Source organism: Streptomyces sp. NBC_00234, from assembly GCF_036195325.1.
In the GTDB taxonomy this organism is placed as follows: domain Bacteria; phylum Actinomycetota; class Actinomycetes; order Streptomycetales; family Streptomycetaceae; genus Streptomyces.
In genome coordinates this window covers 3,216,263-3,241,102 of the sequence record NZ_CP108101.1, presented here as the reverse complement: position 1 = coordinate 3,241,102, position 24,840 = coordinate 3,216,263, and the positions used below count along the sequence as shown (strand labels likewise).

The 24,840-nt window shown below is 71.2% G+C and carries 19 protein-coding genes; 10 read left to right on the top strand and 9 right to left on the bottom strand.

Going from position 1 to position 24,840, the window contains the following annotated elements:
* The first annotated feature begins 9 nt into the window (after positions 1–9).
* Both OG230_RS13995 and OG230_RS13990 read left to right on the top strand, forming a co-directional pair.
* Complete coding sequence (locus OG230_RS13995) at positions 10–201, top strand: DUF397 domain-containing protein (RefSeq protein ID WP_328910526.1); 192 nt, start codon at positions 10–12, stop codon at positions 199–201.
* Positions 202–207: 6 nt separating this feature from the next.
* Positions 208–684 (top strand): hypothetical protein, encoded by a 477-nt coding sequence (locus tag OG230_RS13990; RefSeq protein WP_328910525.1) that lies wholly within the window; start codon positions 208–210, stop codon positions 682–684.
* Between the two features lie 66 nt (positions 685–750).
* On the opposite strand, the gene OG230_RS13985 is transcribed toward OG230_RS13990, so the two are convergent.
* Positions 751–2,037: an LCP family protein gene (locus OG230_RS13985; RefSeq protein WP_328910524.1), complete on the bottom strand. Its 1,287-nt coding sequence runs from the start codon at positions 2,035–2,037 to the stop codon at positions 751–753.
* 118 nt (positions 2,038–2,155) lie between these two features.
* On the opposite strand from OG230_RS13985, the gene OG230_RS13980 reads away from it, so the two are divergent.
* Positions 2,156–2,704 carry an acyl-CoA thioesterase gene (locus OG230_RS13980; protein ID WP_328910523.1) on the top strand — a complete coding sequence of 183 codons (549 nt, stop codon included), beginning with the start codon at positions 2,156–2,158 and terminating at the stop codon, positions 2,702–2,704.
* A 14-nt stretch (positions 2,705–2,718) separates the two neighbouring features.
* Here the strand turns inward: OG230_RS13980 and OG230_RS13975 are convergent, their stop codons facing one another.
* Entirely contained in the window at positions 2,719–4,206 is a 1,488-nt protein-coding gene (locus OG230_RS13975; RefSeq protein ID WP_443051548.1) for an LCP family protein, read from the bottom strand.
* Positions 4,207–4,376: 170 nt separating this feature from the next.
* On the opposite strand from OG230_RS13975, the gene OG230_RS13970 reads away from it, so the two are divergent.
* On the top strand, positions 4,377–5,396 hold the full coding sequence (locus OG230_RS13970; protein WP_328910521.1) for a glycosyltransferase family 2 protein: 1,020 nt from the start codon (positions 4,377–4,379) through the stop codon (positions 5,394–5,396).
* A gap of 74 nt (positions 5,397–5,470) precedes the next feature.
* Here OG230_RS13970 and OG230_RS13965 read toward each other — a convergent pair whose 3' ends face one another.
* The 4 genes from OG230_RS13965 to OG230_RS13950 all read right to left on the bottom strand — a co-directional run bounded on the left by OG230_RS13965 (position 5,471) and on the right by OG230_RS13950 (position 11,508).
* Positions 5,471–6,979 (bottom strand): LCP family protein, encoded by a 1,509-nt coding sequence (locus OG230_RS13965; RefSeq protein ID WP_328910520.1) that lies wholly within the window; start codon positions 6,977–6,979, stop codon positions 5,471–5,473.
* Between the two features lie 279 nt (positions 6,980–7,258).
* Positions 7,259–9,007, bottom strand: a complete 1,749-nt coding sequence (locus tag OG230_RS13960) for an LCP family protein (RefSeq protein ID WP_328910519.1) — start codon at positions 9,005–9,007, stop codon at positions 7,259–7,261.
* 223 nt (positions 9,008–9,230) lie between these two features.
* Complete coding sequence (locus OG230_RS13955; RefSeq protein WP_328910518.1) at positions 9,231–10,580, bottom strand: LCP family protein; 1,350 nt, start codon at positions 10,578–10,580, stop codon at positions 9,231–9,233.
* Between the two features lie 175 nt (positions 10,581–10,755).
* Positions 10,756–11,508, bottom strand: a complete 753-nt coding sequence (locus tag OG230_RS13950) for a TIGR03089 family protein (protein ID WP_328910517.1) — start codon at positions 11,506–11,508, stop codon at positions 10,756–10,758.
* 138 nt (positions 11,509–11,646) lie between these two features.
* Between OG230_RS13950 and OG230_RS13945 the strand changes: the two genes are divergently transcribed.
* From OG230_RS13945 to OG230_RS13935, 3 genes are all read left to right on the top strand, one after another.
* A complete protein-coding gene (locus OG230_RS13945; protein ID WP_328910516.1) occupies positions 11,647–13,020 on the top strand; it encodes a peptidoglycan recognition protein family protein in 1,374 nt (457 codons plus the stop codon).
* Positions 13,021–13,097: 77 nt separating this feature from the next.
* Positions 13,098–14,189 carry an NDP-sugar synthase gene (locus OG230_RS13940; protein WP_328910515.1) on the top strand — a complete coding sequence of 364 codons (1,092 nt, stop codon included), beginning with the start codon at positions 13,098–13,100 and terminating at the stop codon, positions 14,187–14,189.
* Between the two features lie 56 nt (positions 14,190–14,245).
* The gene (locus tag OG230_RS13935; RefSeq protein WP_328910514.1) at positions 14,246–15,256 is read left to right on the top strand and encodes a DNA-3-methyladenine glycosylase family protein; all 1,011 of its coding nucleotides are present in this window, start codon (positions 14,246–14,248) and stop codon (positions 15,254–15,256) included.
* Between the two features lie 12 nt (positions 15,257–15,268).
* Here the strand turns inward: OG230_RS13935 and OG230_RS13930 are convergent, their stop codons facing one another.
* From OG230_RS13930 to OG230_RS13920, 3 genes are read right to left on the bottom strand one after another with little or no spacing between them, the layout of a single operon-like run.
* The gene (locus OG230_RS13930; protein ID WP_328910513.1) at positions 15,269–16,633 is read right to left on the bottom strand and encodes a coenzyme F420-0:L-glutamate ligase; all 1,365 of its coding nucleotides are present in this window, start codon (positions 16,631–16,633) and stop codon (positions 15,269–15,271) included.
* A complete protein-coding gene (gene cofD / locus OG230_RS13925; RefSeq protein ID WP_328910512.1) occupies positions 16,630–17,586 on the bottom strand; it encodes a 2-phospho-L-lactate transferase in 957 nt (318 codons plus the stop codon). Before cofD ends, OG230_RS13930 begins: the two co-directional genes overlap by 4 nt.
* 13 nt (positions 17,587–17,599) lie before the next feature.
* Entirely contained in the window at positions 17,600–18,100 is a 501-nt protein-coding gene (locus OG230_RS13920; protein ID WP_328910511.1) for a cysteine dioxygenase, read from the bottom strand.
* 687 nt (positions 18,101–18,787) lie between these two features.
* Here OG230_RS13920 and OG230_RS13915 point away from each other — a divergent pair.
* The 3 genes from OG230_RS13915 to OG230_RS13905 all read left to right on the top strand — a co-directional run bounded on the left by OG230_RS13915 (position 18,788) and on the right by OG230_RS13905 (position 24,829).
* Positions 18,788–19,051, top strand: coding sequence for a WhiB family transcriptional regulator (locus OG230_RS13915; RefSeq protein WP_014046372.1), 264 nt, complete (start codon positions 18,788–18,790; stop codon positions 19,049–19,051).
* A gap of 415 nt (positions 19,052–19,466) precedes the next feature.
* A complete protein-coding gene (locus tag OG230_RS13910) occupies positions 19,467–23,285 on the top strand; it encodes a glycosyltransferase (protein WP_328910510.1) in 3,819 nt (1,272 codons plus the stop codon).
* Positions 23,282–24,829 (top strand): DUF5719 family protein, encoded by a 1,548-nt coding sequence (locus tag OG230_RS13905; protein WP_328910509.1) that lies wholly within the window; start codon positions 23,282–23,284, stop codon positions 24,827–24,829. The genes OG230_RS13910 and OG230_RS13905 overlap by 4 nt, the downstream gene beginning before the upstream one ends.
* The last annotated feature ends 11 nt before the right edge of the window (positions 24,830–24,840 follow it).

Genomic DNA, 24,840 nt, shown 5'->3' with positions numbered 1-24,840 from the left:
GGGGTAGCCGTGGTCAGCGAAACCGAGCTCGCATGGTTCAAGAGCAGTCACAGCAGCAGTGGTGACGGCAACGACTGCGTCGAAGCAGCGCTCACCCCCGACGCCACCTACGTCCGTGACTCCAAACACCTCTCCGGCCCCCGGCTCGCTGTCACCGCCGGTGCTTGGACGGGATTCGTCGCGTACGTCGCGGACCGCTGACCCCGCATGACCGAGATCGAGAAGCTCACCGGTCTGTTCGAGGCGCTGGGTGCCGACGACGCGCCGGGCTGGGCCGAGTCCGAGGCCGAGGAGAACCTTCCTCAGCTGGCCCGCTACCGGTTCCTGCGCATGGCGTGGCAGGACATCGACGCGTGGAGCTCGGCGGCGCCCCACTGGGTCGAGGCGTACCGCAAGGAAGGCCCGGCGAGTGGGGCCGTCGGGCGGGCGCTGAGTCTCGGTCTGACGCCCGACGAGCTGGGCGAGATCGCCCGCGAGGTCGCGAGGGAGACCGCGTTCGGCCTGCTCCACGGGCTGGACGACCCGGCGGACGGTGACCTTCCGCCCGAGATCCAGGCCCGGCTTCCCGGCTGGCGCCTGACCGAGCTGTCGCCGCAGGGCGAGCCCACCGGACGTGTCCTGGGCGCGCTCTACGAGGACCTGGGCGAAGTGGAGCCGCTCGGTCCGACCGGAGGCGTCATGTGACCGCGCAGGTGACAGACAGAGGGGCCCGGACGGAAAACCGTCCGGGCCCCTCTGTCGATGGCACGGTCAGTCACCCGTGACGGTGACCTTCTCGTCGTTGTTGAGCTGCTGCACCAGCTGCTTGACCTTGGCCTTGTCCCAGACCAGGTTGCCGCCGACGCTGCCCGAGATCGGGATGTTCATCGAGGTGCCCTCACCGCCCGTGACGCCCTTCATCGCGAAGAACATCTGGCTCAGGGACCAGAGCGACATGTCCTTGTCGACGATCAGGGTGTCCAGGCCCGCGCCCATCGTCGGGTAGAGCTTGAACGGGTTGAGGATCGTCGACGGGGTCGCCGTCTGGCTGGCCAGCGCCGCGAGGAACTTCTGCTGGTTCTTCGTGCGGTCGAGGTCACTGCCCGCGAACGCGTACCGGGTACGGACGAAGGCGAGGGACTGCTCGCCGTTCAGCGTCTGCTTGCCGGCCTGGAAGTCGGCGCCGGACTTTTTGTCCTTGAACGCCTTCGGGATGTCCATCTCCACCCCGCCGATCGCGTCCACGATCTGGGCGAAGCCGCCGAAGCCGATCTCGACGTAGTGGTTGATGTGCAGACCGGTGTTGAACTCGACCGTGCGGACCAGCAGTTCGGGGCCGTCCTCCGCGTACGCGGCGTTCAGCTTCACTGTGCGGCCGGTTCCCTTGTACGTCTTGCCGGACTCGGAGCCCACGAACGACGGTATTTCGACGTTCGAGTCGCGCGGCAGGGAGATCAGCGTCGGGCCGTTGGAGCCGTCGTGCAGGATCATCATCGAGTCGGTCCGCTTGCCCTCCGCGGAACCGGTGTGGAGCTTCTTCTTGTCCTCGGCCGTCATGCCCTCGCGGCTGTCGGAACCGACGATCAGGTAGTTCGTGCCGTCGCCCTCGGAGGGCCGCTCGATGACCTTCGAGAGGTCCACCTCGCGCTTGAGCTTGGAGTCGGCCCAGAAGTACGTGGAGATCGAGACGGCGAGCACCACGACCACCAGGGTCAGCGCGCCCACCTTGATCCGGCGCCGCCAGTCGGGAGCCGGGCGGCCCTGGACGTAGCCGCTGTCGTCGTATCCGCGACCGCCGCCCCCGCCGTATCCGCCACCGCCCTGGCCGCCGCCGTTCCCGCCGCCGTAGACCTGGCCCGTGTTGTACCCGCTGTCGTAGCCGGGGGCGCTTCCGTAACCGTCGTCGTAGCCCTGGCCCTGCGGCGGGACCTGGGGTGCCTGCGGGGGCGCGGGGCGACGCCGCTGGATGTGCGGCATGGCGCGTGCGCCCTCCGGCTGGGGGCTGGAGCTGCCCCGGCCGTATCGGTCGCCGGTCCGTCCTTCGGGCCATTCATTCATGCGGACCAGTGTGCAGGTCCGGCCCACGGCTCTTACAGGGGGTGAGCGAAATCGGTCCAGGGCTGTTGCGAAGCTGATGCATTCTGCGGTACGCAAGCCCGCGCATAAGGTGGAGGGCATGACAGATCAGGCCACGCGCCCGGAGGGCGAGATTCCGGGCAAGCCGACCGCGGCTTCACGGACGACTCTCAGCCACATCATGACCGGCAACGACACCAATCTCCTCGGTACGGTGCACGGCGGCGTGATCATGAAACTGGTCGACGACGCGGCGGGCGCCGTGGCCGGCCGGCACTCCGGTGGGCCCGCCGTGACCGCCTCGATGGACGAGATGGTCTTCCTGGAGCCGGTCCGCGTCGGTGACCTTGTTCACGTCCGCGCCCAGGTCAACTGGACCGGCCGCTCCTCCATGGAGGTCGGCGTCCGCGTCATGGCCGAGCGCTGGAACGAGTCGACCCCCGCCCAGCAGGTCGGCAGCGCGTACCTCGTGTTCGCGGCCGTCGACGCGGACGGCAAGCCGCGCACCGTACCGCCGGTGATCCCGGAGACGGAGCGCGACAAGCGGCGCTACCAGGAGGCCCAGATCCGCCGCACGCACCGGCTGGCCAGGCGCCGGGCGATCAAGGAGCTGCGCGAGAAGCGCGTGGCCGACGGCATCGACGACTGAGCGTCGTCGACCCGTTACGGACAGACCACCTCGTCGCCCGTCACCGCGCCGAACTCGCCCTGCTGGGGGCTCTCCGCCTTCACCCGCTGCACCGAGCGGTAGTCGGACCCGGCGGTCACCTTCATCGTCGCGCCCTGGCCCTTCACGGCCTTCAGCTCGCATCCCGGCAGCGCGGTGGCCAGGGACTTCGCCGAGCGGTCCCAGCGGGGGTCGAACGTCACCAGGGTCCGCTTCAGATCGCGCAGGTCGCCGTTGAGCGGGGCGCGTGTGGTGTTGAAGCCCGTGCCGCGCAGCGCGGCGTCGACGTCCTTGCCGAGACCGTCCTTCGGGGTGCCGTTGTAGACCTGCACCCGGATCTGCTGCGGTGACACGTCGACGAGCGTCGCCTTGGGCTGCTTCGGCCGCGCGGGCGCGAGCGGCTTGTCCTCGCGCAGGGCCTGGAACAGCTTCTTCGACTTCTTCGCGTCCCACTTCACCGTGGAGCCGATGCCCTTGACCGGGAACGAGGGGTTCTCGATCGGCACGGAGGTGAATTCGGACGAGGCCGGGGTGAAACCGCGCATCGCCTTGCCGAGCGCGAGCATCTGCTCCGTACCGAAGCCCGTGTCGGCCCGGACCGAGCTCAGCATCGACGAGACGACCTGCTGGAACTTCACGGGGTTCAGCAGCACCCCGCTGCTGGTGGTCTGCTTGATCAACGCGGCCATGAACTTCTGCTGGCGCTGCATCCGCCCCAGGTCCGCCGCGCCGTCGATGTGCCGGGAGCGGACGTACTGGAGCGCCTGGCCCCCGTCCAGCTCGTGCGTACCCGCCGGGAGGTCGAGCCCCGTGTACGAGTCCTTCATCGGCCGGGCCGTGCAGATCTTCACCCCGCCCAGGGTGTCGACCGTCTTCATGAAGCTGGTGAAGTCGGCCTCCACGTAGTGGTCGATCTTCACGCCGGTCATGCGCTCGACGGTCCGGACGGTCAGGTTCGGCCCGCCCTCCGCATAGGCGGCGTTGAGCTTCACCGGGTGGCCCGCGTGCTTCTCCCCGGTCGTCCCGTCCGTATGGGCGGGCATCTCCGCGTAGCTGTCGCGCGGCAGGCTCACGACGCTCGCCCGTCCCTTGTCGGCCGACAGGTGCACCAGCATGATCGTGTCGGTGCAGTGACAGGGGGCACCGCCCAGCTTGTACTTCTTCTTCTCCGCCGGGGTGATCTTGTCCCGGCCGTCCGTGCCGACGAGCAGGAGATTGAGTCCGTGGCCCGCCCGGGGCCGGTTCTTCATGTCCTTGAAGGCGTCGACGCGGTCGATCCCGGTCTCCAGGCTGCTCACGATCGCGTGACCGATGCCACCCGCGCCGAGCACCAGCACGGAGATGCCGGTGGCCACGCGCATGCCCCACCGGGGCCGCTCGTCCTGTTTCCGGGAGCGTGGCGCCGCCTGCTGCTTTCTGGGCCTGCGCTGCGGGGGAGTGGTGCGGGGGTGCGGTGGACGGGGCGAGCGGTGAGGCGTGGGCACGGGGGGACACCTCCGCGGTGCAAGGGGGACCGTTCGCACAGTAGGCCCATACGATCTGCATCCCGGGATGCGACCCGGCGGCGCGCGTCCGTGTCCCTCGTTCGCGGTAACGTGGCGGCCGAACCGAGCCGCCCCCGTGGTGATGCCCCCGAGGACCCCCTGAGGACTACATGTCTGCCGCGCAGTACCCCGCCGTCTCCGTGATCATGCCGGTGCTCAATGAGGAGCGCCACCTCCGGAACTCGGTCCGGCACATCCTGGAGCAGGAGTACGCCGGTGAGATGGAGGTGGTGATCGCGCTGGGCCCCTCGACGGACCGCACCGACGAGATCGCCGCCGAGCTCGTACGGGAGGACTCCCGTATCCACACCGTCCCCAACCCCACCGGCCGCACCCCCGCCGCGCTCAACGCGGCGATCAAGGCGTCCCGCCACCCGATCGTGGTGCGGGTCGACGGCCACGGCATGCTCTCGCCGAACTACATCGCGACGGCCGTCCGCCTCCTGGAGGAGACGGGCGCGCAGAACGTCGGCGGCATCATGCACGCCGAGGGCGAGAACGCCTGGGAGGACGCCGTCGCCGCCGCGATGACGTCGAAGATCGGCGTCGGCAACGCGGCCTTCCACACGGGCGGCCAGGCCGGACCGGCCGAGACCGTCTATCTGGGGGTCTTCCGCCGTGAGGCGCTGGAGAAGGCGGACGGCTACAACGTGGAGTTCATCCGCGCCCAGGACTGGGAGCTGAACTTCCGCATCCGTGAGGCGGGCGGGCTGATCTGGTTCTCGCCCGAGCTGAAGGTCCAGTACCGCCCCCGCCCCTCGGTGAAGGCGCTCGCCAAGCAGTACAAGGACTACGGCCGCTGGCGCCACGTCGTCGCCCGCTACCACGCCGGTTCGATCAACCTCCGCTACCTGGCCCCGCCGGCCGCCGTCTGCGCCATAGTGGCGGGCATCGTGGGCGGCGTGGCCGTCACCCCGTGGGCCCTCGTCGTGCCCGCCGGCTACGTGGCGGCCATCGTCGCCGGGTCGCTGCCCGCCGGGAAGGGCCTGCCCCTCGCGGCGCGCGCCCAGATCCCGGTGGCGCTGGCCACCATGCACATGTCGTGGGGATTCGGCTTCCTGACGAGCCCGCGTTCGCTGGCGAAGAAGGTCATCGCCAGCCGCCGCCCGGCCGTGAACCAGCCCGCCTGACCCCAGCGGTACGAAAGAGGAGGCCACCCGGCTGCACCGGGTGGCCTCCTCTCGTTACGGCGTCACCGCCTCCGTCACGGCGTGCGGTAGGGCCAGTAGACGTCCATGCAGGCGTCCTTGTCAGCCGCGTTCTCCGCCTCGGTACCGTCCAGCGGGTCGGTGTTGTCGTCCAGCGCCTTCGGGTAGGTGTTACCCGTCCGCCAGTCCGAACCGACGGTCAGCGTCAGGGAATCGGCCTCGACCGACACCCTCACCGCGGAATCCGGCAGCCCCAGAGCCTTGCTGAGGGACAGCGCGTCCACCTTGCCCTGCGCGCCCGCGGCCTTCGGATACGTCACCTGGGTGGTCAGCGCCGATCCCGGGTCCGACGCCGACTCCGCCTTGGTGAAGCCCTTCGTGTGGAGCAGGTCCCTGATCGCGCCGGCCCGGCCCTGGGTCGCCGCGACCCCGTCCGCGCCGGTGCCGTTGACCACGGTCACGTCCAGGGCGTCGGCAGCCGCGGGATCAGGAGCGTTCGCGGCCTCCTGCTTGGCCTGTTCCTTCTTGCGCTGCTGGGCCTCCGCGTCGCGGCCCTTCTTGTCGAGCGGCCGGTCGTCGCGCAGCAACGACCAGAGCTTCTCCGCCGCACCGGGCTTCGGCAGCACCCGGTTGTCGGGGTCCATCGGGTCAGGGATGCGCGGCATGGTCAGCATATTGAGGCGGTCCAGCGGCACGTTCTTCAGCTGCATGGCGAGGTCGAAGAGCTTCTTGACCGTGCCGATCTCCTCGGACACCTGGAGCGACTCCGTGGCCGTCTCCGCGAGGTTCATCAGCCGGCCGGTGTCGGTGAAGGCGTTCTGGTTCTTCAGCTCGCGGATCACCGCGTTCATGTACATGTGCTGGGCCTTGGCCCGCCCGAAGTCGCTCTCGAAGGCATGGCGGGTGCGGAGCCACTGGAGGGCCTGCTTGCCCTGGATCTTGGTCTTGCCCGCTTTCAGCCGCAGACCGGAACCACCCGGCACCCTGGGCTTGGGAACGTCGTAGACGTCGTCCTTCACACAGACCCAGGCGCCGCCGATCGCATCGGCCATGGAGACCACACCCGCGAAGTCGACCATCATCCAGTGGTCGATGTAGATGCCGGTCTCTTTCTCCCAGGTGTCGAGCGTGCACCCGGCGCCGCCGCGGCCCAGCGTCTCGTTGATGAGGGCGTTCTTGGCCGGGAACTTCTCGCCGGTGTCCGGGTCCTCGCACGCGGGGATGTCGACCCGGGTGTCGCGCGGGATGCTGACCACCGAGGCGTTCTTGCGGTCTGCGGACACGTGCAGAAGCATCTGCACATCGGCGAGCGGCTTGGCGCCGACGGACTTCTTCGAGCCGCCCAGCTTGAGGTTCTCCGGCGAGTTACGGTCGTCCGAGCCGATCATCAGGATGTTCAGCGGGGTCTGTCCCGCCGCGTTCGGTTCGGTCTTCTTGGCCGCGCTGTTGCCCGCGCTCCGCTTGCCCTTGCGGAGCTGGCTGTTGAGGTGCTCGTAATAGACGTAACCGGCCGCGCCGGTGGCGAGTATGAGCAGGGCGAGTACGGAGGCGATCCAGCGGAACACGCGGCGTTTGCCGCGTTTGGCGGACCGTCTGGAGCGGCGGTTGGGACCACCGCGCCGATGTCCGCCCTCCGGCGGCGCAGGCTGCCCGCCGTCGTCGCCGCCACGGCGCCCGCCCCGGTTGGCCCTGCGCCCTCCGCCGCTCTCGTTCCGGTGAAGACCGTCGTCCCTTTCGGGCTGCCGGTCGTGCCGGACGCGAGACCGCGTCCCCTCCCCAGGCGTACTGCTGCGTCCCACCAGGCCCCCCTGCTCAGACTTTCCGTTTGGCGCGCTGACACGAGGTCACTTGGCGCACTCCGCCTTGTCGGCGCTGGCCCTCTGCATGTCGTCCGGCGCCTTTGCCGGACCGGTGACGGGAACTCCCGCACCCTTGAAGTCGGCCCCCAGGGTCAGGACCATCGCCTGAAGCCCCTCGGCGTCGGTGGTGCCCTGCTTCATCGCGGTGGCGGGCAGACCCATCAGCTCGGCGAGCTTGCGGGCCTGGTCCGCCTGGTTCGGCGCGTACTCCAGCGTCGTCCTGCTGATCTTGGCAGGCGCGTTCGCCTTGTTCGTGGACTTCAGGACTCCCTGCTCGTTCTGGAGCCAGGTGACGGTCGCGCCCGCGGCACCCGCGATGCTGCCGCCGTTGAGGACGTCGACGCGGACATCGGCCGCTTCCGCCTGCGGTCCCCGGAGCAGCGCCGCCTGCTTGCTCTTGGCGGCCTTCGCCTGCGCCTTCTCCTGCTTCTTCACCTCGGTCAGCGAGGTGTCGTTGCGCATCATGGCGAACAGCTGCTCGCCCTTCTGCGGAGCCACGACCACGGTGATCGGCGTGGGCTCGGCCGGGTTGTCGATCACGGGCATGGTGGCGAAGGTGATGTTCTTGGTGTCGACCTTGCCGAGCTCCTTGGCGAGGTCGGCCAGCTTCCCGACCGACCCGATGCCGGAGTCGACCGTGAGGGCCTTGGTCGCGGTGTCCGCGAGCTTGTAGAGCTTCGTGGCGCTGGTGAGCGTGTCGTCCGACTTCATCTGCCGGATCATCGAGCCCAGGAACTGCTGCTGGATCTTGATCCGGTCCAGGTCGCTCTGATTGCCGAAGCTGTGCCGGGTGCGGACGAAGGCCAGGGCCTGCTCGCCCTGGATCGTGGACACCCCGGCCGGCAGATCGAGGTGGGAGTCGGGGTCCTTGACCGGCTTCGCCAGACAGACCTTGACGCCTCCGACGGCGGTGGAGAGCTCCTTGACGGCGTTGAAGTCCACCATCATGAAGTGGTCCACCGATATGCCGGTGATCGCCTTGACCGTACGCATGGTGCAGCCGGGGTCGCGGCCCTCCTGGCCGAGGCTGACGTTGAAGCGGGCGTTCTCCGTGCCCGGGATGACCTTCTTGGAGCCGTCGGACTGCGTCGTCTCGCAGTCCGGGATGTCCGTCATCAGGTCACGGGGGATGCTCATCGCCGTCGCGTTGGTGCGGTCCGCGGAGACGTGGAAGAGGATGTTGGTGTCGGCGTGGCCGGTACTGCCCTTGTCGCCGTATCCCTCGTTGCCCTTGCCGGTCCGCTTGTCCGTACCGATGATCAGGATGTCGAGCGGGCCGTCGGCCGTGACGCTCTTGCTCCCGGCGTCACCGACGTCGATGGTGTCGAGGTTCCCGTTGAACCTCTGGTAGAGCGCGTAGGCGCCGGTGGACCCGGCGATGAGGACGAAGGCCATCACCCCGCCCGTCCACAGCAGGGCCTTCTTCTTGCGGGACTTCGGAGGCTTGCGCTTACGGCGGCCGGGGGGCGCCGCCTCGGGGGTGCGGCCGTTCTCCGCCGCGCGTCGCCCGCGCTGGCGGGGTACCCGGCGCAGCGGATCGGAGAGCTCGTCGGAGCCGTCGCGGGGGCCGTCGGCGGGGGATTCGTTTCTGCGGCGGGAGCCGGCACCCGGACGGTCCGTCGGACGCGGTCCGGAGTGGTCCAGTCGCAGTTCGTAATCACCGGTCTGCGGGTTGAGAACCCACTGGTCTGCGGGGTCGGTTCCGTCCGCCCGCCCACGGCTATGCGCATCCACGGTTGCTTGGGTCCTCCGTCGGTGCCACGCGAGGCGCCTCCCCCGAAAAGGCGCTCGGTCTTTCGCTGAAGCAGTGCGCGACCTGGCGGTCGGGAGCACCGGATCGCGTCACACTATCCGGCCACTTAGCCGTCGAGCGACGGTCGTGACATATTGCACGCCCCTTACAACCGGGCATACTTCCCATTCCTCGCCGATTGTCGCCGGTGGCTTGGGAATTGCTTTACTGATTGCACAGGTCATCGGCGGCATTCGAGCCCGAAAAGGTCGGGGCGGGAGTCGGATTCGAGGAGCCCGAATCGTCCGGCTTTCCGTCCGACGGGTCGTCGCCGGTCGAGCCGCCGGCAGGCGATTTCGACGCTTTGATCTCGTCGGCGGGAACCACGGCGACGGGCGCGTCCTCGCGCAGCTGCTTGAACAGTCGCCCCGCATCCGGCTCGACGAGCTCGTCCCGATTGCGATTCGCCTGGTAGGGCTGCCGGGGCACGGTCAGGAACTGCACCTTGTCGGTCGGTACGTTCCGCATTCCGCGCACCAGGTCGTACAGGTCCCGGAGCGAATCGAGGCCCGGGTCCGTGGTCAGTGACTTGGTCGCCGCGTCCAGGACCGGATAGAGGCGCGTGGGGTTCAGCAGGACGCCATTGCTCTGCATCTTGTTGACCAGGGCCCCCAGGAACTTCTGCTGGCGGTCCATTCGTTCGGTATCGCTGCCGTTGCCGATGGATTTACGGGCGCGCACGTACCCGAGTGCTTCCTCGCCATCGAGTTTCTGTCGCCCCGCGGGGAGTTCCAGGTGGGCGTCCTCGTCCTTGATGGGCTGCTTGAGGCAGACCTCGACGCCGTCCACCGCGTCGACCATGTCCTTGAAGCCGTTGAAGTCGACGACCATGTGGTGGTCGATGCGGATGCCGGTCATCCGCTCCACGGTGCGGATCGTGCAGGCGGTGCCGCCGACCTCGAAGGCCCAGTTGAACTGAGCGAATTGTTCCTTGGTGGTCTTTTTGTCGGCCGTGTGGCAGGCGGGGATGTCCACCATCAGGTCGCGCGGGATGGATACGGCGGTGGCGCTCTTCCGGTCCGCCGCGAGGTGCAGCAGGATCGTGGTGTCCGAGCGCTGGCTGCCGCCGTCGTCGCGTCCGTACTTGCGGTTGTCGCCGGACCGGCTGTCGGAGCCGATGAGCAGGATGTTCTGCGCGTCCACCGCGATCGGTGTGGGCCGCTCCTTCTCGTACGCCTTGAGTTCGGCCGCGGCGCTCGTGTCGGTCTTGATGTTCCCGTCGAGCTTCTTGTACAGCCACCAGCCGACACCGGCGGCGATCAGCACGAGGAACGAGGCGGCGAGGGCCGTCCACCGGAGCCAGTGGCGCTTGTACCCCGGAGGGAGCTCGGCCTTGGGCCGCTCGGACCAGGTCCGCACCCCGTCGTCACCGGACCCGGTCGCACTCGGTCCGTCCTGCGGGGCGGCGGCCCCGGACCCGTCCGGCGCCCCCGCCTGCGGCTCGTCCTCGGCCTGGTGTCCCGGCTGATCCGGGTCGGCCGGCGTGCCAGCACTGTCCGTCACGTCTGCGTCCATCCTTCACGGTCGGCGGCGCGATGGCACGCCGGTCGCAGGAGTAGACGGCTGAACCTCACGCTTGGTTGTGCATCCAGGGAGACTGGTCTGTACCGCCGATCATGTACCGCAGTTGACGCTCAGCCCCGAGGGCTCGGCCCGCTGTGGGCCGTACAGGTGACCCTCAGGGCGCTTGTCATACCGCGGTGTTGGTGACGCGCTCGCTCTCGACGCGCTTCGCGAGCCCCTGCTCGTCCAGCTGACCGAGGTGCCGGCACAACACCACGGACGCCCCGGACGCCAGTGGTGCGAAGAGCCCGGCGGTGAGCCCGTCCCAGGTGTCGTACGTGCGCCCCGACAGCAACCGCGACCCGGGAGCGAGCCCCAGAGCGGCGGCGTCCTCGCGGGCCCGGTCGACCAGTTGTTCCCCCGTCAGCTCGACACCGCCCACGACCAGCGCGAGCGCGTCCGGGGCCACGGGTGCGTACGGAGCGAAGCGGTCGCCCTGGCTCGGTACCTCCACCGCGTAGTCCGCGAACCCCTCCGGAGGCTGGGGGAACCGCCCGCCCAGCGGGCGCAGGGCCAGCGCCACCCGCTCGCCGCGGCAGGCGCGCGCACGGTCCAGCGTGTCGGGACCGGTGACGACGAGGTCGGCCGAGGCGGGGTCGCCCTGGATGTCGGCGACGACACCGACGGACGAGCAGGCGAGCAGCCAGACGGCCGACTGCCAGTGCGCGGGAAGCAGCAGAGCGAGCCGGTCGCCCGGTTCCGCGGCCAGGTCGCCCTGGATCAGATTGGCGGTCTTCGCCACCCAATTGGCGAAGGTGGCCACCGACAGTTCGACACGCTCTCCGGTGGCGTCGTCGTAGAAAGTGATCAGGGGACGGGCCGGGTCCGAGGCAAGCGCGGATCGCAGCAGGTCGGCGGGGGTGCGGTCGCTGGAGTTCATCCGCGCAAGGGTACGCGGGCCGGGGCGGGCCGGGCGGGTGTGCCGGGTGCCGCGTACACCGGTTCGGCAGACGAGGCGTCAGGAACCCCCGTACACCCCGGTGGCCGGAGTCGTCCCTGTATGCCAAGGATCATGTGTATGCGTGCTCTTCTTGCAACCTCCATCGGCGTCACCTGCGCGGCGGCCCTCACCCTGCCGCTCGCCGTGCCCGCCTCCGCCGCCCCCGTCGTCCGAACCTCCGCAACCGAGTCGGCCGAACCCTCCGCAGCCGAACTGCCGGGCTCGACCCAGTCCCTGCGCCTGTCGCCGCTCACTCCCGCGGCCTCCCGGGCCACCGGCGCACCCACCGGTCCCACCGCTGCCGCCCCACAAGGGGTGCGGCAGCGGGACGTCCGCCCCTTCTCGCTCGTCGGCGTGGTCTGGGACGACGCGGACGCCGAACTCCACGGCACGGTCCAGGTCCGTACCCGGGCCACCGGCGGAACCCGCTGGTCCGGCTGGCAGGACCTGGAGACGCACAATGCCGAACACGCCGCCGACCCCGGCAGCCCCGAGCGCGAAGCGGGCACGGTACGCGGATCGACGGCCCCGCTCTGGGTCGGCGACTCCGACGGCGTCGAGGTCCGCGTACAGCCCGGAGCCGCCCGTCCGGGCCACCGGGCAGCCGCTCCGCAGAAGCTCCCCGAGGGCCTGCGCCTGGAACTCGTCGACCCGGGCGAGGACGCTCCCCGGCCCCCCGCCGCGGGCGCCCCCGGAGCCGACCGCGCCACCGCACCGCTCACCGCCGAGTCCGCCGCCGCGGCGGCCGTCAACGCCGACCTCGCCCCCCTGGACGCCACCGTGATCCCCGCCCTCGGCAAGGCGGAGTCGGAGGAGATGGCCGGCGTCTCGGCAGGAGCCAAGCCCTTCGTGGGCCCCCGCCCCCGCATCGTCACGCGCAAGGGCTGGGGCGCGGACGAGAGGCTCCGCGAGCGCGAGTTCGCGTACACCAAGCGGGTCAAGGCGGCGTTCGTGCACCACACCGCCACGGGCAACAACTACCGCTGCTCGCAGGCGCCCTCCGTCCTCCGCAGTATTTACCGCTACCACGTCAAGAGCAGTGGCTGGCGCGACTTCGGCTACAACTTCGCCGTCGACAAGTGCGGAAACATCTACGAGGGACGCGCGGGAGGCGTGTCGAAGCCCGTCCTGGGAGCGCACACGCTCGGCTTCAACACCAACAGCATGGGCATCGCGGTCATCGGGACGTACGGTTCGTCGAACCCGCCCGCGGCCTCGGTGAAGGCGATCGCCAAGCTCACCGCCTGGAAGCTCGGTCTGTTCGGTGCCAACCCCAAGGGCAGGACCACGCTCGTGTCGGGCGGGGGCAACCGGTTCAGGAAGGGCACCCAGGTCAGGCTCAACGTCATCTCGGGACACCGGGACGGATTCGCAACCGAATGCCCCGGATGGCGTCTCTACAAGAAGCTCGGCACGGCCCGGTCCACCTCCGCCCGCCTGCAGGGCCGCTGACCGGGGTCGATCCCCGGGTCTGCATACACTGGCCAGCCGAAACGAGGCCCGGCCCCAGCAGGAAGCAGAGCAGTGCTGTGACAGAGGCAAGAGAAGCGATCCTCCTGGTCGGCGGCAAGGGCACCCGGCTGCGTCCGCTCACGGTGCACACCCCGAAGCCGATGGTGCCCGCGGCGGGCGTCCCGTTCCTCACCCACCAGCTGGCACGCGCCAGGGCGGCGGGCGTGGAGCACATCGTGCTCGCGACGTCCTACCTGGCGGAGGTCTTCGAACCGTACTTCGGCGACGGTTCCTCGCTCGGCCTCTCCATCGAGTACGTCACCGAACACGAACCGCTCGGGACCGGGGGTGCCATCCGCAACGTGGCCTCCCGGCTCACCTCGGGGCCCGACGAACCGGTCCTCATCTTCAACGGCGACATACTCACCGGCCTCGACATCCGCGCGCTGGTCACCTCGCACGCCACGTCGGGCGCGGACGTCTCCCTGCACCTCACCCGGGTCGAGGACCCGCGCGCCTTCGGCCTCGTGCCCACGGACGGCACGGGCAGGGTGACCGCCTTCCTGGAGAAGCCCCAGACGCCGGAGGAGATAGTCACCGACCAGATCAACGCGGGGGCGTACATCTTCCGCCGGTCGGTCATCGACACCATCCCGGCGGACCGGCCGGTCTCCGTGGAACGCGAGACCTTCCCCGGCCTCCTCGCCTCGGGAGCCCACCTCCAGGGCATGGTCGACTCCACGTACTGGCTGGACCTCGGCACCCCGCAGGCGTTCGTACGCGGCTCCGCCGACCTGGTCCTCGGCCGCGCCCCGTCCCCGGCGGTCCCGGGCCGCTGCGGCGACCGCCTGGTCCTGCCCACGGCGACCGTCGCCCCCGACGCCAAGCTCACCGGCGGCACGGTCGTCGGCGACCGCGCGGTGATCGGCGAGGGCGCCCGGATCCACGGATCCACGGTGCTGGCCGACGCGGTCGTGGAGCCCCACGCGGTGATCACCGACTCGCTGGTCGGGGCGGGAGCCCGCATCGGCAGCCGTACGGCCCTGGCGGGCGCGGTCGTCGGCGACGGCGCCACCGTCGGCGCCGACAACGAACTGCGCGACGGAGTGCGCATCTGGTGCGGCGCGGTCCTGCCCGACGCCTCGGTCCGCTTCTCGTCCGACCAGTGAACGACAGCCACCGGCCTTACCCTCGATAGGCACCCACCTACGTCGAGGACCCACCCGTGGCAGGACGTTTCGTACCCCGCACGCACCGAGCGACGCTTCCGCACCAGGCGGCGCCGCCGGCCACCGACGCCCCGGTGGCGCACAAGGAGCTCGCACGGGACTGGACGCCTCCGGGACCGCTGGATCTGCGACTGGTCCTCGGCCCGTTGCGGCGAGGGCCGGTGGACCCCACGTTCCGCGCCCTTCCCGACGGGTCGTTCTGGCGGGCCACCCGTACCCCGGCGGGCCCCGGCACGCTCCGCGTCACCGCCCGCGACGGCCGCGTCGAGGCAACGGCCTGGGGGCCCGGCGCGCAGTGGCTCCTGGACCAGTTGCCGGCCCTGCTCGGCGAGGCGGACGACCCGGACGCCTTCCGGCCGCGCCACCGCCTGCTGGCCCTGTCCCGGCACCGCCGCCCGGGGCTGCGTCTGCTGCGTACCGGCCTGGTCCTGGAGTCCCTGATCCCGTCGATCCTGGAACAGAAGGTCACCACGGACGAGGCGTACCGCGCCTGGCGCCTCCTGGTCCGCGGTCACGGCACCCCGGCCCCCGGCCCCGCGGACTCCCGCTTCGCCGCGCTCCGGATGTACGTGATGCCCGAGGCGCGGACCTGGGCCCTGATCCCGTCCTGGGAGTGGCACCGCGCGGGCGTCGACGCCAAACGCTCGGCGACGATCCTGCGCGCGGTCCGAGTGGCCCGGCGTCTGGAGGAGGCGTCGGCCATGGCCCTGCCCGAGGCCGCCGCCCGCCTGGAACTGATCCCCGGCATCGGCCCCTGGACCTCGGCCGAGACCCTCCAGCGCTCGAACGGGGCCCCCGACGCGGTCACCGTCGGCGACCTCCACCTCCCGGGCATCGTGGGCTATGCCCTGGCGGGCAACAGGAACGCCGACGACGAAGAGATGCTGGCCCTGCTCGCCCCGTACGAGGGCCAGCGCCACCGGGCCACCCGCCTGATCCTGCTCTCGGGCCACACCCCGGCGCGCAGAGCCCCCCGCATGACACGGGGCGACATCGCCCGCCTCTGAAGCGGGCTCCCCTCACCGCACCGTGACGAAGTCCTCCACGGCCCGAACCCCGCGCTCAGCAGGCGCGGCAACCGCATGCCCCACGGCCACCGCACCCAGCGGATCCCACGAGGCCGGCAGCTCCAGCACCTCCCGCACCACGTCACGGCAGAACATCGTCGAGGACACCCACGCCGAGCCCAGCCGCTCGCCCGCCAGGGCCACCAGGAAGTTCTGGACCCCCGCACCCGCCGCGACCACGAACATCTCGCGCTCCGCGGTGTCCCGCCGCACGTCCCCGTAGGTGTGCGAGCCGTCCATCACCAGGCACGGCACAGCCAGATACGGCGCCCGGCGCAGCACATCGCCCCGCCGTACCCGCCGCTCGATCGACTCCTCGCTCTTGCCGTCGCGCCGGAGATCGGCGATCCAGGCGTCCCGCATCGCGTCCAGCAGCCGGGTCCGCGACTCCGCCGACTCCAGCAAGACGAACCGCCACGGCGTCGTGTGATGCGGCGCCGGAGCCGTCACCGCAGCCGCCACCGCGCGCCGGACCGCCCCGGGATCCACCGGCTCGTCCGTGAACTCCCGCACGGTGCGCCGCAGGGTCACCGCTTCCCGTACCGCCTCGGACGTCCCCAGCCGGAACATGTCGTCGGCCGCGCCCCGCACCATCGCCCGCGCACCGACAGCGTCGGCATCGGAACCGGAATCGGCACCGGCGTCACGCGCACCGGCGCCGTCCCCGCCCACCACCACGTGCGACAGCCCCCGCACCACCGCGACCGGCAGCCCCGCGGCCTTGCCCTTCACCAGGTCACCGGCCGAGGCCAGCTCGTCCGCGGTGGCGACGACCGTCGCGCTCAAGGGGTTGCCGAACCCGTCGGTGCCGCCGCGCAGATCGTCCAGCACCCGGACCCCCGCCGCCCCGATCGCGACATCCGTCAGACCGTTGCGCCAGGGCCGCCCGAAGGTGTCCGTGACGATCACGCCGACCGACACCCCGAGGGTGTCCCGCAGCCCCTCCCGGATCAGCCGGGCGGAGGCGTCGGGGTCCTCGGGCAGCAGCAGCACCGTCCCCGCGGGCGTGTTCGACGCGTCGACCCCTGCCGCGGCCATGACCAGGCCCTGCCGGTTCTCCACGATCCGCAGCGTCCCGCGCCGCGCGACCACCCGCACCGTCTCGGCGTCTATCGCCGCCTCCCGGTCGGCGGCCTGCACGATCCGGCCCTCCGCCTTGGAGACGATCTTGGAGGTGACGAGCAGGACGTCCCCGTCCACCAGCCCCGGATCGGTACCCGCGATCAGCTTCGCGAGGTCGTCCCCGGCCCGTACCTCCGCGATCCCCGGCAGCGCCCACACCCGGTACGAGGGCGCCCCGGCAGGAGCGTCGCTCACGCCCGTACCTCCTCGGCCAGCGTCAGCGCCTGCCGCGCCATCTCGGCCGTCGCGTCCACGTCCGTCATCATCAGCGGCACGGCGCGGCACCGGATGCCCGCCGCCTCCACCTCGTCGACCGCACCGGCGTCCACCGTGTCGACGAGCCAGCCGTCGAGCAGCCCGGAGCCGTAGTGCTGCGCCACCGCGGCGGCCGTCGACTCGACGCCGACCGCGGCCAGCACCTTGTCGGCCATGCCCCGCACCGGCGCGCCCCCGACGATGGGGGAGAGGCCGACGACCGGCACTCCGGCCTCGGCGATCGCCTCGCGGATGCCGGGCACGGCCAGGATCGTCCCGACCGAGACGACCGGATTCGAGGGCGGGAAGACGATGACGTCGGCCTCCGCGATCGCCTCCAGCACGCCGGGCGCGGGCTTGGCCTGCTCCGCGCCGACCGGCACGATCGCCTGCGCCTCGACCGAGGCGCGCAGCTTGACCCAGTACTCCTGGAAGTGAATGGCCCGGCTCTCGCCGTCGACGTCGACCGCCACATGCGTCTCGACCCGGTCGTCGGACATCGGCAGCAGCCGGACCCCCGGCTTCCAGCGCGCACACAGCGCCTCGGTGACCGCGCTCAGCGGGAAGCCCGCGCCGAGCATCTGCGTACGGACGATATGGGTCGCGAAGTCACGGTCGCCGAGCCCGAACCACTCCGGTCCCACGCCGTATGCCGCGAGTTCCTCCTTGACGTGGAAGCTCTCGTCGGTACGCCCCCAGCCCTGCTCCTCGTTGATGCCACCGCCGAGGGTGTACATCACGGTGTCCAGGTCGGGGCAGACCTTCAGCCCGAACAGATGGATGTCGTCGCCGGTGTTGCCGATCACCGTGATGTCCGCGTCGGGCGCGGCCTGCTTGAGGCCACGCAGAAAACGAGCACCACCGATACCGCCGGCCAGAACCACAATGCGCATGCACAGCAGTTTGTCAGGCGGGTACGACATCCACGGCGGCCGGGGCGCACTGCGCCGCGTGCATGGGCATGTCGGTCAGGCCCGGGAAGTAGATGTGGAGGCTGACGGCCGGTTCCAGCGAGTCGTTGACGACCTCGTGGACGTATCCGGGTGCGAAGACGCGCTGCGCACCGGCGTCCAGGGACCGCACTCCGCGGTTCGTGTGCTCGGTCAACTGTCCGTCCAGGACCGTCAGTACGCCGGAGGACAGGCCGTGGTCGTGGCGCCCGCTGCTCTGGCCGGGCACCCAGCTGAGCAGCCACACCTCGTAGCCGGGGCCGGTGCGGAGCCGGTGGTACCAGCGGGACGCGGTGTCGTAGCGGACGAGAGGCGCCCACTGGGCGCGGTCGGCCGCGAGGGAGCGGGCCAGGCCGACGAACTCGGCCACGGTGGAGGGGTGCTCGCGGGCGGGCTGCAGGAGGTGCTGGACCTCGAGGATGTCGCCGGCGATCTGAAGGTCGCTGTCGCTGTTCATCGGTGCGGTGGTTCCTCGGCGTGGGGGTGGCACGTGCGGGGGCGTCGCGTGAGAAGAATGCGCGGGGCTCAACGAGTCGCGGGAGCAAAGAGTCGCGCGGAAAAGACGAGCCGGATCAGAGCTGGAGCGCTAGGGCATCAACAGCTGTGACAGCTGGAACAGCAACAGCGGGCCTGGACAGCGGTGCGGAACCCACGGACGTGGGTGGCGTACATCGCTGCGGTCGCTGGCATGAAGTCAAGGAGACCGGCTGCATGCCCCTCTGTCAACCCAATGCCCGATTTGGCGGCAATGTTTCACCTCATCCGGTTGCTGTGTGCGGAGAAAGGTTTGTGCATCCGCCGGAGCGGAGATGTGGCGCATCAACCGCACCCGTAAACGCCGTTGAGGTCCCGTGACCCGAATGTGATCTTGATCGCTTCGGTGATCGAATCGCAACATGGCGAGGGTCCCGGTCGTCTCACACGGTGAGAGTGGATGACGCGCCAGGCGCATGGCATATGTCAGGTTTTTGGTGATTTGAACACTTTCCGCATACCCTTGGTTCCGCAGAGTGAATCCCGGGGCCAATACCAGATCTTCGCTTGACTGGCCCGGAGCTACACACTTGTAATTTCACTCGTGTCGTTCGGCCGCAATCAGTAACGGCCGCAACACGGGGACGCAAGAGACAGACGAGGGGCGCACATGACCGAGCTGTTCCAGCAACTGCTGGTCGAGGACGCGGACGAGGAACTCGGCTGGCAGGAGCGCGCACTGTGCGCCCAGACCGATCCCGAGTCCTTCTTTCCCGAGAAGGGCGGCTCCACCCGCGAGGCCAAGAAGGTCTGTCTCGCGTGTGAAGTCCGTTCCGAATGCCTTGAGTACGCGCTTGCCAACGACGAACGGTTCGGCATCTGGGGCGGGCTCTCCGAGCGGGAGCGGCGGCGCCTCAAGAAGGCCGCCATCTGAACGCCGTACAGCCCCGCAGCCGTACGGCCGCAGTGCCGCACCACCGAACCGAGGCGCCGTACGGCCGAGGTGCCGCAAGGCCGGCGACCGCCCCGTCCGTGAGTTGACCACTCATCGGCCGGGACCGCCGGAGCGTGACCGGTCCGATGGCCCGTGGTCCGCACCCTGCCCCGCAGGGTGCGGACCACGGGCCATCGCCATGTCCGCCGCTCCGCACCGCCGCCCGGCAGCCCCGGACGTGCCCCGGAACCCGTGCCCCGGGCCCTGTTCGGCCGCTCGGCGCCGCCGCAGTTATCCGTACCGTTAGTGTGGGGCCCCGTCCGAGATGCGCCAACGCCCCGCCGGGGCGCGCGTGTACACCGATGCAGCCCCCGGGGTGACGCCCCCCGGACCCGGCCGGAGGGCCCGTACCTCGATGTCCGTGCACAGCCACTCGGCGGCGCCGAACCCGGCCGCCGCCGCCCCAGAGTTCCCCCGGCACGTCGTCACCGCCGTGCTCGTCTCCCATGACGGCGCACGCTGGCTGCCCGATGTGCTCGCCGGGCTGCTCGGCCAGGAACGCCCCGTACAGAACGTCGTCGCGGCCGACACCGGCAGCGCCGACGACTCCGCCCGGCTGGCCGCCGAGGCCCTCGGCGACGAGCGGGTCCTGCATCTCGCACGCCGTACGGGCTTCGGTACCGCCGTCGACGAGGCGGTCCGTACGGCCGGTGTCCTCACCCCCGAAGAGCTGCCGTATCTGAAGCGTCCCAGCGGCTGGGACCCGGTCACCCGGTCCTGGCGCGACGACACGTACGACATGCCCGAGCTCCCGCACGGCGAACCGGTCCAGTGGCTCTGGCTGCTGCACGACGACTCCGCACCCGAGCCCGACGCGCTCGCCGAGATGCTCCGCATCGTCGACGGCGACCAGCACGCCGCGATCGTCGGACCCAAGCTGCGCGGCTGGTACGACCGCAAGCAGCTGCTCGAAGTCGGCGTCTCCATCGCCAACAGCGGGCGCCGCTGGACCGGACTCGACCGCCGCGAGCAGGACCAGGGCCAGCACGACCAGGTCCGCACCGTGCTCTCCGTCTCCTCCGCCGGCATGCTGATCCGCCGTGACGTCTGGGAGGAGCTCGGCGGATTCGACCGCAGGCTCCCGCTGATGCGTGACGACGTGGACCTCTGCTGGCGTGCGCACCGGCTGGGGCACCGGGTGCTCATCGCCCCCGACGCGGTCCTGCGGCATGCCGAGGCATCCGCGCGGGAACGCCGTCCGATCGACTGCGCCGGGCGCTCCGTCTCCAGCCCGCACCGCGTCGACAAGGCGGGCGCCGTCTACGCGATGCTCGTCAACGCCCACGGCAAGGCCCTGCCCTGGGTCCTGCTCCGCCTGGTGTTCGGCACCCTGCTCCGTACCCTCGCCTACCTGGTCGGCAAGGTCCCCGGCCAGGCCGTCGACGAGGTCACCGGCCTCCTCGGCACCCTGCTGCGGCCCGGCAGGATCATCGCCGCCCGGCGGCACCGCGGCAGAGCCGTGATCGAGGCGAGCGAACTGCGCTCCCTGTTCCCGCCGCCCGGCGCGACCGTCCGCGCCACCGTCGAACAGGTCGCCGGCAACTTCGGCGGCCGGTCCGAGGCCGATTCCGGAGGCTCCCGCCACGGCGCCGTCGAGTCCGGACCCGGCGGTGACGACGCCGACTTCCTGGAGATCGAGCAGTTCGCCCGGCTGAAGCGGATGGCGCGCAGGCCCGGCCCCGTCCTCTTCGCTCTCCTGCTGCTCGTCTCCCTCGTCGCCTGCCGCGGCCTCCTCGGCGGCGGCGCACTCGCGGGCGGCGCGCTGCTGCCCGCGCCGGGCGACGTCTCCGAACTCTGGGGGCGGTACGCGGACGGCTGGCACCCGGTCGGTACCGGCGGCACCCAGACGGCGCCGCCGTACCTCGCCGTGATCGCCGCCCTGTCGGCCCTCTTCCTCGGCTCCACCGGCTTCGCGCTCACCCTGCTGCTGGTCTGCTCGGTCCCGCTCGCCGGATTCACCGCGTACTTCGTCTCCCGGCCGCTGATCGAATCGCGGCTGCTGCGGGCCTGGGCGAGCGTCGCGTACGCCTTCCTGCCCGCGGCGACCGGCGCACTGGCCACCGGCCGCCTCGGCACCGCCGTCCTCGCCGTCCTGCTCCCGCTGATCGCCCGGGCCGCCGTGTCCGCCCACGGGCTGCGCGGCGCACCGGGCACGGCCCGCGGCAGCTGGCGCGCCACCTGGGCGTACACCCTGCTGCTCACCTTCGCGATGGCCTTCACCCCCATCGTCTGGCCGCTCGCCGTGGCACTCGGCATCGGCGTGCTGGTCCTGCGCAGGGGCGACATCACGGCGTACGGACTCCGCTTCCTGGCCGCCGTCGGCACTCCGCTGCTCGTCCTGGCGCCCTGGTCGCTGTCCCTGCTGACCAGCCCGTCGAGCCTCCTCAAGGAAGCGGGCCTCGACCTGGGCGAGGGCGACGCCTCCGCACTCGACCTCCTCGGCATCAGCCCCGGCGGCCCGAAGGCCGCGGGCGGTGTCCTCCTCCTGGGCATCGTGCTGGCCGCGCTGGCGGCTCTGCTGCGCGGCGAGCGGCAGTTCGCGATCCGCACCGCCTGGGCCGTCGCGCTCGTCGCGCTGCTCTTCGCGGGCATCGCCAACGGCTCCACGTGGGCCGGACCCGCCACCCTCGTCTACGGCATCGCGCTGATCGCCGCCGCCCTGCTCGGCGCCGACGGCGCCCGGGTGCGGGTCGCCGAGCTCAGCTTCGGCTGGCGCCAGCCCGTCGCCGCCCTGATCGCCCTGGCCGCGCTGGCCGCTCCCGCGCTGGCCGCCTTCGTCTGGATGGCCGGCGGGGCGACCGGCCCGCTGGAGCGCCGGGACCCGGTGCAGGTGCCCGCGTTCGTCGCGGAGGAGAGCATCACCCGCGACCAGCCCCGCACCCTGGTCCTCGGCGGTACCTCCCCGGCCTCGGTCGCGTACACCCTGGTCCGCGGGTCCGGCGCCCGTCTCGGCGACGCCGAACTGACCGAGTCGGGCGGCAGCAACCCCCACCTCGACAAGGTCGTCGCCAATCTCGTCGCCGGCTCCGGCGCCGACCAGGGCAGCCAGCTGAGCGGCTTCGCGATCCGTTACGTCCTCGTGCGGGACGGAGCACCGCGTCAGATGAGCCGCGTGCTCGACTCGACCCCCGGCCTCAGCCGGCTCAGCCAGCTGGACGGCAGCGCCCTGTGGCGGGTCGACCGCCAGGTCGCCCGGGTCATGGTCGTCCCGGCGTCCGGCGAGAGCGGTGCCGACGCCGAATGGCTGCCCGTCGGCTCGCTCCCCGTCGAGGCGCACACCACGATCCCCGCGGGCGGTTCCGGCCGCGTGCTGCGGATCGCCGACTCGGCGGACCCCGGCTGGCAGGCCACGCTCGACGGGAAGCCGCTGACCGGCAAGACCGTCGACGGCTGGGCCCAGGGATTCGAGCTGCCCGCCGAGGGCGGCAGGCTGGACCTCACGTACGACACCCCGGTCACGCACACCGCCTGGATCTGGGCGCAGGCCCTGCTCTCCGTCGTCCTGCTGGTGCTGGCCCTGCCGGGCCGGCGCCGGGAGATCGACGACGACCTGCCCGAGGAGGCCGTCGCCGTACCTCTGGAGCCGGTCGCGGGGGAGGGGCGCCGGGCCCGCAGGCTCCGGGCCGCCGCCCAGGCGGAGGCGGAGGACGGCGAGGAGAGCGACGCGTTCGCTCCGGAACCGATGGCGGCGCCGGAGGAGTACATCCCGGCGCAGCAGTCCGCGGACCCGTACGCCGCCGCTCCGGACGGCACGGACGCCTTCGCCCAGCAGAGCGACACCGGTTCGTATGCGGCGGTGCCGCAGCAGCAGTACGCCGAGTGGGACGCGCAGCAGTACCAGGGCGCCGACTACACGCAGTACCAGGGCGAGCAGTACCAGGACGGCGCCCAGTCCGTGCCCGGGCAGTACGGCGGCGAGCAGTACCCGGCCGCCGGTCAGTACCAGGGGGAGCAGTACCAGGCGGACCGGTACCAGCAGAACGCCGCCTACGACCCGTACGGCTACGCCCAGCAGCAGCCCTACGCCACCGGTACGGGCGAAGCCGCCCCGTACGAAGGCCAGGGCCACTACGAGCAGCCGCACACCCCCCGGAACGACGAGCACGACGAGAACACCGCCCCGGGCGAGGGCCCGTGGCGTACCGGTAACGCATCGCGAGGCGAGTCCGAGTGAAGTCCACACCCCTTTCCCTCGTCGCGGGCGTCGTCGCCCTCGCCGCCGTCACCGGGTTCGCCGCGCTCAACGCGCCCGGCGACGCGGCCACCACGGAGGCGAAGGCCGCGTCCCGGCTGCCCGTCGAGCGCTCCAGCCTGCTCTGCCCGGCGCCCAGCAACTCCGACCTGGCGTCCACGGCGTACACGTCCTTCACCCCGGCGGGCAAGGGCGAAGGCGAGGCCGGCGAGGCCGAGCTGAAGCCCGCCACGGCCCTCGACCCGGACGAGGCCACGGAACCGGCCCCGAAGAAGGACGAGAAGGATAAGAAGGACGAGAAGGGCGAGAAGGCCGGGGCGAAGGCCGACAAGCCGGTCGTCGCCCTCAAGGAGCCCGGCAAGCCCGTCGGCGCCGAGACCACGGAGTCGGACGCCCCGGCCCTGGTCGGCACCGCCACCGGCCGCCTGGCACCCGGCTGGACCGCCCAGCAGACGACCACGGTCACCGCGGGCGACTCCCGCGGTCTGCTGGGTGCCAGCTGCAGCGGACCCGACACGGACTTCTGGTTCCCGGGCGCGAGCACCGCGAAGGCGCGCCAGGACTACGTCCACCTGACCAACCCCGACGACTCCGCGGCCGTCGCCGACATCGAGCTGTACGGCCCCGACGGCCCGCTCAAGGCGGAGGTGGGCGAGGGCATCACCGTCCCGGCCCACTCCAGCGTCCCGATGCTGATCTCCACACTGACCAGCGAGGCCGTCGAGGACGTGACCGTCCACGTCACCACCCGTACCGGCCGGATCGGGGCCCTCATCAGAGCGGCCGACGGCACGGCCGGCAGCGACTGGCTGCCGTCCTCCGTCGACCCGGCGGGCACCGTGGTGCTGCCCGGTATCCCGGCCGACGCCACCTCCGTGCAGCTGGTGGCCTTCGCGCCGGGCGAGGACGACGCCGACGTGAAGGTGCAGATGATGGGGAAGAACGCGACGTTCTCCCCGGCGGGGAACGACACCCTGCACATCAAGTCGAACATGACCGCGAGCGTCGACCTGCGGAACGTCACCAGGGGTGAACCGGGTTCCCTGCGGCTGACGCCCGTGGAGAGCGACCGCGCCACCCCGATCGTCGCCGCGCTGCGCGTGGTCCGCGGCACCGGGGCCGACCGGGAGATCGCCTTCATCCCGGCGACCGGACCGGTGGGCGCCCGCGCCAGTGTGGCCGACAACAGGGCCAAGGGCTCGGTCCTCTCCCTCACCGCCCCGGGCGCGACGGCCGAGGTGAAGGTCACCGCGTCGGCGGGGACCGAGGGCGGCGAACAGGTCGTCAAGACGTACACCGTCAAGGGCGGTACCACTCTCGCGGTCACCCCGCCGGTCCCCTCCGGCCTCAAGGGCAGCTACGCGCTGACGGTCGAGCCGGAGTCGGGCGGCCCGGTCCACGCGGCCCGCACGCTCGTCCTCCCGGAGGGCGGCATCGAGATGTTCACGGTGCAGACGCTGGCCGACGACGGGGGCACGGTCGAGGTCCCCCGGGCGGAGCAGGACCTCTCGCTCCTCGACGACTGAGGCACGGTCGG

Excerpts from the sequence above, each read along its gene's own strand:
- OG230_RS13990 (WP_328910525.1), top strand. The coding sequence starts at position 208 with ATGACCGAGATCGAGAAGCTCACCGGTCTGTTCGAGGCGCTGGGTGCC.
- OG230_RS13985 (WP_328910524.1), bottom strand. The coding sequence starts at position 2,037 with ATGAATGAATGGCCCGAAGGACGGACCGGCGACCGATACGGCCGGGGC.
- OG230_RS13980 (WP_328910523.1), top strand. The coding sequence starts at position 2,156 with ATGACAGATCAGGCCACGCGCCCGGAGGGCGAGATTCCGGGCAAGCCG.
- OG230_RS13970 (WP_328910521.1), top strand. The coding sequence starts at position 4,377 with ATGTCTGCCGCGCAGTACCCCGCCGTCTCCGTGATCATGCCGGTGCTC.
- OG230_RS13955 (WP_328910518.1), bottom strand. The coding sequence starts at position 10,580 with ATGGACGCAGACGTGACGGACAGTGCTGGCACGCCGGCCGACCCGGAT.
- OG230_RS13950 (WP_328910517.1), bottom strand. The coding sequence starts at position 11,508 with ATGAACTCCAGCGACCGCACCCCCGCCGACCTGCTGCGATCCGCGCTT.
- OG230_RS13945 (WP_328910516.1), top strand. The coding sequence starts at position 11,647 with ATGCGTGCTCTTCTTGCAACCTCCATCGGCGTCACCTGCGCGGCGGCC.
- cofD (WP_328910512.1), bottom strand. The coding sequence starts at position 17,586 with ATGCGCATTGTGGTTCTGGCCGGCGGTATCGGTGGTGCTCGTTTTCTG.
- OG230_RS13920 (WP_328910511.1), bottom strand. The coding sequence starts at position 18,100 with ATGAACAGCGACAGCGACCTTCAGATCGCCGGCGACATCCTCGAGGTC.
- OG230_RS13915 (WP_014046372.1), top strand. The coding sequence starts at position 18,788 with ATGACCGAGCTGTTCCAGCAACTGCTGGTCGAGGACGCGGACGAGGAA.
- OG230_RS13910 (WP_328910510.1), top strand. The coding sequence starts at position 19,467 with ATGTCCGTGCACAGCCACTCGGCGGCGCCGAACCCGGCCGCCGCCGCC.